Below are 8,479 nucleotides of genomic sequence, written 5' to 3'. Positions count from 1 at the left end.
CTCAATCCGCTATACCGCGCCTTTATTGATGCTGGCGTGGAAGCGGGCTATCCCGAAACCGACGATTACAATGGCTATCAGCAAGAAGGTTTTGGTGCGATGGACATGACGGTAGACAAAGGGGTTCGCGCTTCTACGTCTAACGCCTACCTAAAGCGTGCCCGTAAGCGTTCAAACTTGACTCTGATTAAAGGCGTCGTTGCGCGCAAAGTGCTACTCGATAACGGCCGTGCGATTGGCGTGGAGTATGAAAAGTCGGGTCAGATAACACAAGCAATGGCGAGCGTCGAAGTGATCGCCAGCGCCGGTTCCATTGGCTCGGTGCAACTGCTGCAACTGTCCGGTATTGGGCCTAAAGCGGTGCTTGAGGCGGCGGGTGTCGAGGTCAAACATGATCTACCGGGCGTGGGTGAAAACCTGCAAGACCACTTAGAGGTCTACTTCCAATATCACTGCACCCAGCCGATTACGCTCAACAGCAAACTTGGCTTAGTCAGTAAGGGCATGATCGGCGCTGAGTGGATCCTGACGCGCAAAGGTTTAGGGGCCACCAACCATTTTGAGTCGTGCGCCTTTATTCGCTCACGTGAAGGGTTGAAGTGGCCCAATATTCAATATCACTTTTTGCCTGCGGCGATGCGCTACGACGGACGAGCGGCGTTTGATGGCCACGGTTTCCAAGTGCATGTTGGCCCCAATAAGCCTGAAAGTCGTGGCCGCGTGGCGATCACGTCGGCGAATCCGCACGATAAGCCGCAGATTGAGTTCAACTACATCTCGACTGAGCAAGACAAGCAAGACTGGCGAGATTGCATTCGCCTGACACGAGAGATTCTCAACCAGCCAGCGATGGATGCGTTTCGCGGTGAAGAGATTCAACCCGGCAGCGACGTCACCAGTGATGAGGCGATTGATGAGTGGGTGAAACAGAACGTAGAGAGTGCGTACCACCCGTCGTGCAGCTGCAAAATGGGCGCAGACGATGACCCGATGGCGGTATTGGATGAAAGCTGTCGAGTTCGTGGCGTGGAGAGTTTGCGTGTTGTGGACTCATCCATCTTCCCGACCATTCCTAATGGCAACCTCAACGCGCCCACCATCATGGTGGCTGAGCGTGCAGCGGATATGATTCTGGGCAAGCCTCTGCTTGAGCCAGACAACCAACCTGTGTGGGTTGCACCGAAATGGCAAGAAAAACAGCGAATTCATGCGCCCAAACGTGCGCACATCATCAAGTAAAGCGAAGGAAAGACTCGCAAAAAGCGAGCACGGACCGGCACGTTGCGGCCGGTCAACATAATAAGCAGTTAGTAAAAACAGAAAGTTAGTAAAAAGGAAATCAACATGTCTATGATGACGAAAACCTTCTCAACACTCGCTCTGTCGAGTTTAGCGATCAATGCGTATGCCAACCAGTGTGAAACCGTGCGTTTCGCCGATGTCGGTTGGACGGACATTACCGCGACCACCGCAGTCACGTCTGAAGTACTGAAAGGTCTGGGTTACCAAACTAAGACGGATCTGCTCTCTGTACCCGTCACTTACTCTTCGATGGCAAACGGTGATATCGATATCTTCCTTGGCAACTGGATGCCAACGATGGAGGGAGATATCGCTAAATACCGTGAAGCTGGCACAGTGGAAACCGTACGTGCCAATCTAGAGGGTGCGAAGTACACGCTAGCAGTACCGAAATACGTCTATGAAGCGGGGGTGAAAGACTTCGCTGATATCGCGAAAAACGCCGACAAATTCCGCGACCGCATTTATGGCATTGAGCCAGGAAATGACGGCAACCGCCTAATCCAATCCATGATAGATAGCGATGCATTTGGCCTGAAAGCGTTCAGCCTAGTTGAATCAAGCGAGGCCGGCATGGTGTCTCAAGTGGCACGCGCTGTACGCCGCAATCAGTGGATTGTCTACCTTGGCTGGGCGCCGCACCCAATGAACAGCAATATTGAGATGGAATACCTCGCGGGCGGCGATGACTTCTTTGGCCCGAACTACGGCGGTGCGAACGTGTACACCAACGTGCGAGCGAACTACTTGTCTGAATGTGGCAACGTTGGCCAACTACTGAAAAACCTTGAGTTTAGCCTTGAGATGGAAAACCAGTTGATGGAAGCCATCTTGAATCAAAATGTTAAACCTTCAATTGCGGCTCAGCAGTGGCTAAAAGCCAACCCAGAGCAGGTTGAAAAGTGGCTAGAAGGCGTGAAGACCATCAACGGTAAAGACGCGGCTTCAGCGGTGAAAAACTACATTGATTCAAAAGCGTAATTCAAATGGGTGGGCACTGCCCACCCGCAACATCAAGGTTATATTGTGAATTTTATTACTGACAACAAAATCCCATTGGGTGAGTGGATGGAAGCAGGGGTTGATTGGCTAACATTTAACGCTGCTGGGCTGTTTGATGCGATTTCTCTCTTTCTTGAAACCATTATTCTGTTTGTTGTAGACATTTTTAAATGGATGCCACCTGCGATGCCGATCTTAATGACGGCGGCCATTGCTTGGTATCTGCATCGTAGTCTTCCGCTGGTGTTATTCATTATTGGCGCGTTGCTGACGATTCTCAATCTTGGCTACTGGCAAGAGATGCTAGAAACCTTTGTTTTAGTCTTTGCTGCGACAACGATTTCTGTATTAATTGGCGTGCCTCTGGGCATTATGGCGGCGCACCGTCGTTGGCTCTACACCCTGCTCAGACCGATTCTCGACTTAATGCAAACCGTACCCACGTTTGTTTATTTAATCCCCACGCTGGTTCTGTTTGGCTTGGGTATTGTCCCGGGGCTGATTTCAACCATCATCTTCGCCATTGCTGCGCCGATTCGTTTGACTTACCTCGGCATCACTAAAGTACCGGAAGAGCTGGTCGAAGCCGGTAAAGCGTTTGGTGCCACGCGCATGAAACTGCTGTTTAAAGTGGAACTGCCTGCGGCCATGCCAAGCATTATGGCGGGCGTGACTCAGTGCATTATGTTGTCTTTGTCGATGGTGGTGATTGCCGCGCTGGTGGGAGCGGACGGCCTAGGAAAACCCGTAGTGCGTGCACTCAACACGGTGAACATTTCGCAAGGTTTTGAAGCCGGACTTGCCATCGTATTGGTTGCTATCATCCTTGATCGACTGTGTAAATCACCGAACCAGAAGGAAGCCTAATCATGAAAGCGATTACGATTAACAATCTTGATGTGGTGTTTGGTGACAAACCACAACTGGCCCTCGATTTACTCGACAAAGGACTATCACGCCAAGAGATCATTGACCAAACCTCGCAAGTGGTGGGGGTCGATAATGTCTCTTTGTCGGTCGATGAAGGCGAAATTTGTGTCTTGATGGGCCTCTCTGGCTCGGGCAAATCCAGCCTGCTTCGCGCGGTCAATGGGCTTAATACGATCTCTCGTGGTTCGTTAACCATCAAAGATGGTGATTCACAAGTGGATCTCGCCAACTGTGATGAACAGACACTGCGCCATTTGCGCACGCATCGTGTCTCTATGGTGTTTCAAAAGTTCGCCCTTATGCCTTGGCTCACCGTATTGGACAACGTCGCCTTTGGTCTTGAGTTGCAAGGGCAAGGAAAAGCTGAGCGAAGAGCCAAAGCGCGCGAGCAGCTCGAGATGGTGGGCTTAGCCGAGTGGGAAGATAAGTTCCCGCATGAGCTCTCAGGGGGGATGCAGCAACGTGTTGGTCTTGCTCGTGCCTTTGCGATGGACAGTGATATTTTACTGATGGATGAGCCGTTTTCCGCGCTCGACCCACTGATCCGTGCTCAGTTGCAAGATGAACTGATTTTGTTGCAGAAGAAACTGAATAAAACCATCTTGTTCGTCAGTCACGATCTTGATGAAGCGCTTAAAATCGGCAACAACATAGCGATTATGGAGTCAGGCAAGCTGATCCAACACGGCAAACCAGAAGCGATCATCCTGACGCCAGAGAACGACTACGTACGTGATTTTGTTGCGCACACCAATCCGCTCAATGTGTTGAAAGGGCGCTCCTTGATGCAGCCGGTGGAAGAGTTGAAGCACAACGCCAACCAATGGCAAGTGTGCGGCAGTGACGCGCTGTGGGTAAGGCAACAAGGCGAGCGCCTCGAACTCGCGCCTGACTCCTCGCTCTCTTTGCTGTATTGGGATGCCAGCAAGGGTGATTTCGACGCCGTGAATGCCTCGACCGTGGTGGTCACCAGCCCGGACATTGGGATGCGTGAAGCGATTGAACTGAAACAGCGCAGCGGGCAGCCTATCTTATTGATGGAAGAGGGGCGCTTAGTGGGCGTGTTGAACGACAGTGAGTTTTATGACGCGTTGCTAGGCAACTACAACGCGCCGAAAGCAGCGTAGTGAAACCCCTGCATCGTTAGCGTTCATCTCAATCTGAACGCCATCAAAAAGGGCTGACGTATCGTCAGCCCTTTTCGGTTTAGTGTTTACGGCCAGTGCCACTTCTGACTAACTCTTGACCATTTTGGAACACATCTTCCGTGACCCAGCGGCCAAGAATCAATTGATGGTTGTCATCGAGCACTGCGACAAATCGGCGCCCGTCTGCGTTGCTGGTCGCAAGGGCGATACCGGCGACACCCTGTAGGCCAAGCGTGCCGTTTTCAACGGCGATCAAAAAGGCTTCAAGTTCTTCTAGGCTGGCGATAATTGTGTCGTCATTAATCATATTGGTTATCTCTTGGTCTATCTTGTTGACATCTGTGCGGCATTACACGCATAGCCGCCACTCTATCACTGCCGCTTAGGCTGTGACAATCAAATCACCCTCTTGGCCAACATACAGGATACCTTTTAGGCATTCATCACTGAGGCTGATACACTGAAGGTGAATATGGATTTCAGGAACCTTCAGATGCAAAGCGCGCCCATTCTCTATTATGTTTACGATCCGATGTGCTCATGGTGTTGGGGCTATCAACCCGTTTGGCAGCAAGTCAAACAGCAACTCTCAGGTACGGTTAGCGTGCAGTACGTGGTTGGCGGTTTAGCACCAGACAGTGATGAGCCGATGCCAATGGCGATGCGAGAGCAAATTGCCTCCTACTGGCGCAAAATTGAAAACTTGCTCGGCACGCCATTTAACTACGATTTTTGGAGCAGGAACACGCCAAGGCGCTCAACGTACCCTGCATGTCGCGCTGCCATGGCGGCGCGCAAGCAAGACGCCGAATTGGTAATGATCAACGCGATTCAACGCGCCTATTATCTTGAGGCGAAAAATCCCAGTGATGATGAGGTGTTGCTTGCACTCGCCAGCCAGGCTGGGCTGGATATGACGCGCTTTGAAGAGGACTATCGCAGTGTGCAGCTCAACCAGTCTTTGCTGGATGAGATTCGTTTTTCTCGCCAGATTGGCGCGAATGGGTTCCCTTCTTTGGTGTTACGCATTGAGGATAACGTTTATCCCATAGCCGTGGATTATCGTGATGCACACAATACAGTTACCCTCGTGCGCTCGGTGTTGGAGGAGCAATCATGATTTCTATTGAGCCACTCAGTGAACAGACCATTGATGGCGTAAGAGGGGTCACGCTACCCCAAGCGCAAGTGAAGTTTGCGGGGACCGCCGAGGAGTTTCTCTCCGATCATTGCCCAACCACACATCGGCATGTGATTCTGGCCGGCGATAACGTAGTCGGCTTTTTCAAACTCGATATCGCTTATCGTCGCCGCTACGACTTTTGTCCCGATCACGCAATGGGGCTCAGAGCGTTTGCCATCGACGCCGCTCATCAAGGTAAAGGGTATGGCAAAGCAGCGATTCGCGCATTGATGCCGTATCTCGTCGCCAATTATCCGCAGTTTGAGACGATTTACCTTACGGTCAACTGCAAAAATCCCGGCGCGCAAGCCTGCTATCTCAAAAGCGGCTTTGTCGATACTGGCAAGATCTATTTAGGTGGTTCTGCTGGCCCGCAACACATCATGAGAGCGACTATTCATGCTTAAGTCGTTGGTATAAAAAGGGATAAGTACCAGAAAAAACGGCTCGACCGTGTCTGAATTTCTCTAGACAGGGTCGAGCCGTTTGAGTGGCGGCGCAGGGCTTAGACGAGTTTGGTCTTCGTCACTTCTTTAATCGCCGACAGAATCAAGGTAGGCAGAGAGGCGGCCATGATGACACCAAATAGGTGACCACCTTGCAAGGCTTCAGTGCTGAAGATCAGCTGACCAATACCGGTATAGATGACGCTAAGCGACAGCGTGGCTGAGATAGCAACGGCGCCAAGCAGCGACTTGTTGGTCAATGGGTTCTTACGGAACAAGGTCGTGAATGAGCGCGAGTCAAACAGGTGCCACAGCTGAGCAAACACCAGCATCGCAAAGGCCATAGTTTGTGCGTAGTTTGCACTAAAACCATTGTCTAGCGCCCAGTTAAACGCTAAGTAGCTCATTGCGCCAAGGGCCAAGCCACGGGTGACAATGCGAGTGCCTAAGTGGTCGCTGAAGAAGCTCTCGTTACGCTTGCGAGGTTTGCGTTCCATCAAATCTTTTTCTTCTGGATCAACACCCAGAGCCAGTGCCGGTAGGCCATCTGAAACCAAGTTAATCCACAAGATCATCAATGGCGTGAGCGGCAAAATCGCCTCTGGTCCCATCATCAAGAAAGCAAATAGGATCACCGATACTTCACCGACGTTCGCCGTCAGAGCTTGGCGAATGAACTTGCGTAGGTTATCGAAGATTTGGCGACCTTGACGAACCGCTTTCACTATGGTGCTGAAGTTGTCATCCAGCAGAATCAAATCACCGGAATCTTTGGCGACCGAGGTACCCGTGATACCCATCGCAACACCGATGTCAGCACGGCGCAAGGCTGGAGCGTCATTGACGCCATCACCTGTCATCGCAGCAACTTCATTGTTGAACTGCTGAGCTTGAACGATGCGCAGTTTGTGCTCAGGCGTCACGCGAGCAAACACGGCCACTTGTGGGCATATACGGCGCAATTCGTCATCGTCCATCGCATCGAGCTCGGCACCGGTGACGACGCGGTCTTTCTCGCTGCGAATAATGCCGATCTCACGTGCAATTGCGGCGGCGGTCAATGCGTGGTCGCCGGTGATCATCACAGTGCGAACGCCCGCATCGAAACAGCTGTCTACCGCAGCGCGTACTTCAGGGCGCGGTGGATCCATGATGCCGTAAAGACCTAGCAGAATGACCTCTTGCTCAAGCTCGCTGTGATCGCGTTTGAGATCGTCATCGCTTAACTCTTTGTAACCGACCGCCAAGGTGCGCAGCGCTTGGTGGGCAAAATCTTGAATCGCCGCTTCGTAATCACTCACGATGCGATCCGCAATATCGTTGTTAAGGGCAACGTTACCCACTGTCTGGCTGACTGGTAACTTAGACACATATTGACCATCCACCATAAAACCGGCGGAGTGGTTCAATACCACATCGGGTGCGCCTTTAATGGCGAGGAAGTGCTTACCTTCAGGGCTTCGAGCAATCACAGAAGCCATTTTGCGCGCTGAATCAAACGGGAACTTTTCAACAATAGAGTAACCGCCCGTGCTCAGCATTTCAGATTGCTCTAGGCCCGCTTTGGCGGCCGCGACGATCAAAGCGCCTTCGGTTGGGTTACCGCGTACTTTGGATTGGTCGCCATCTTTGAGGTATTCCGCATCGTTACACAGAGTCGCGACGACTAAGCCTTTCATCATTTCTGGGCTTTGCTTGGCATCAATGTGGTGACCGAGCGGTTTGAATTCACCCTCTGGGCTAAAACCTTTACCACTCACTTCCCAGTAGCGGCCGCTCACATCGTAAGCTTTCATCACCTGCATTTGGTTTTGAGTCAGCGTGCCGGTTTTGTCTGAACAGATCACGGTAGTCGAGCCCAGCGTTTCAATCGCAGAAAGCTGTTTAGCCAGTGCGTTGTTCTTCACCATTTGCGTGGAGCCCATGGTCAATACAATCGAGATAACCGTTGGCAGACCTTCTGGAATTGCTGCGACCGAGAGCGAAATACCGGTGTTAAGAATTTCAAGCCACGGCATACCGTGATAAAGACCAATACCACACACCACAGCCACGACGGCGAGCGCCGCGACCATCAAGATTTTTGCGATGGTATCCATGCGCTCTTGCATTGGCGTTTTGGTCTCTTCGGTGTTCGCCATCATATCGGCGATGTGGCCCACTTCGGTTTTCATACCCGTGTTGACCACAATACCTAAGCCAGTACCTGACGTGACGATGGTGGTCATAAAGCCCATGTTGCGCTGATCGCCAAGACCAACCGTGGCATCATCGATCACCTCGACTTTCTTATCGACAGGTTCCGATTCACCTGTGAGCGCCGCTTCATCAATCGACAAGCGGTTGGCTTCGATAATGCGCACATCGGCGGCAAGAATGTCACCGGTGCTGATTTTTAGGATATCTCCCGGCACGATCTCTTTGGCCGGAATATCCATCCACTGGCCGTCACGTTTTACTTGCGCGGT

8 protein-coding genes are annotated in these 8,479 nt (G+C 51.7%); 6 read left to right on the top strand and 2 right to left on the bottom strand.

Annotation, left to right across the window (positions count from 1 at the left end):
- From AC6R1O_RS05895 to choV, 4 genes are all read left to right on the top strand, one after another.
- Positions 1 to 1,239 (top strand): choline dehydrogenase (locus AC6R1O_RS05895; protein WP_500656702.1); only part of this gene is annotated, 1,239 nt, incomplete at its 5' end.
- Between the two features lie 105 nt (positions 1,240 to 1,344).
- Positions 1,345 to 2,283 (top strand): choline ABC transporter substrate-binding protein, encoded by a 939-nt coding sequence (locus AC6R1O_RS05890; RefSeq protein ID WP_500630844.1) that lies wholly within the window; start codon positions 1,345 to 1,347, stop codon positions 2,281 to 2,283.
- Positions 2,284 to 2,328: 45 nt separating this feature from the next.
- The gene (gene choW / locus AC6R1O_RS05885; protein ID WP_334553378.1) at positions 2,329 to 3,171 is read left to right on the top strand and encodes a choline ABC transporter permease subunit; all 843 of its coding nucleotides are present in this window, start codon (positions 2,329 to 2,331) and stop codon (positions 3,169 to 3,171) included.
- Positions 3,172 to 3,173: 2 nt separating this feature from the next.
- A complete protein-coding gene (gene choV / locus AC6R1O_RS05880) occupies positions 3,174 to 4,361 on the top strand; it encodes a choline ABC transporter ATP-binding protein (RefSeq protein WP_500637338.1) in 1,188 nt (395 codons plus the stop codon).
- A gap of 79 nt (positions 4,362 to 4,440) precedes the next feature.
- Here the strand turns inward: choV and AC6R1O_RS05875 are convergent, their stop codons facing one another.
- Entirely contained in the window at positions 4,441 to 4,689 is a 249-nt protein-coding gene (locus AC6R1O_RS05875; RefSeq protein WP_334553381.1) for a hypothetical protein, read from the bottom strand.
- Between the two features lie 186 nt (positions 4,690 to 4,875).
- On the opposite strand from AC6R1O_RS05875, the gene AC6R1O_RS05870 reads away from it, so the two are divergent.
- Positions 4,876 to 5,502: a DsbA family protein gene (locus tag AC6R1O_RS05870; protein ID WP_500637337.1), complete on the top strand. Its 627-nt coding sequence runs from the start codon at positions 4,876 to 4,878 to the stop codon at positions 5,500 to 5,502.
- Complete coding sequence (locus tag AC6R1O_RS05865; protein ID WP_500637336.1) at positions 5,499 to 5,972, top strand: GNAT family N-acetyltransferase; 474 nt, start codon at positions 5,499 to 5,501, stop codon at positions 5,970 to 5,972. Before AC6R1O_RS05870 ends, AC6R1O_RS05865 begins: the two co-directional genes overlap by 4 nt.
- A gap of 98 nt (positions 5,973 to 6,070) precedes the next feature.
- Here the strand turns inward: AC6R1O_RS05865 and AC6R1O_RS05860 are convergent.
- Positions 6,071 to 8,479: cation-translocating P-type ATPase (locus AC6R1O_RS05860; RefSeq protein ID WP_500656701.1), on the bottom strand; the 2,409-nt coding region annotated here is incomplete at its 5' end.

Source organism: Vibrio sp. R11-SG3-ISO3-SZ (genome assembly GCF_059834345.1).
Note: the sequence above shows the minus strand (reverse complement) of the source record. Positions and strands in the feature narration are given on the sequence as shown.

Coding starts and splice junctions, on each gene's coding strand:
- AC6R1O_RS05870 (WP_500637337.1), top strand. CDS start 4,876: ATGCAAAGCGCGCCCATTCTCTATTATGTTTACGATCCGATGTGCTCA.
- AC6R1O_RS05865 (WP_500637336.1), top strand. CDS start 5,499: ATGATTTCTATTGAGCCACTCAGTGAACAGACCATTGATGGCGTAAGA.
- AC6R1O_RS05875 (WP_334553381.1), bottom strand. CDS start 4,689: ATGATTAATGACGACACAATTATCGCCAGCCTAGAAGAACTTGAAGCC.
- choV (WP_500637338.1), top strand. CDS start 3,174: ATGAAAGCGATTACGATTAACAATCTTGATGTGGTGTTTGGTGACAAA.
- AC6R1O_RS05890 (WP_500630844.1), top strand. CDS start 1,345: ATGTCTATGATGACGAAAACCTTCTCAACACTCGCTCTGTCGAGTTTA.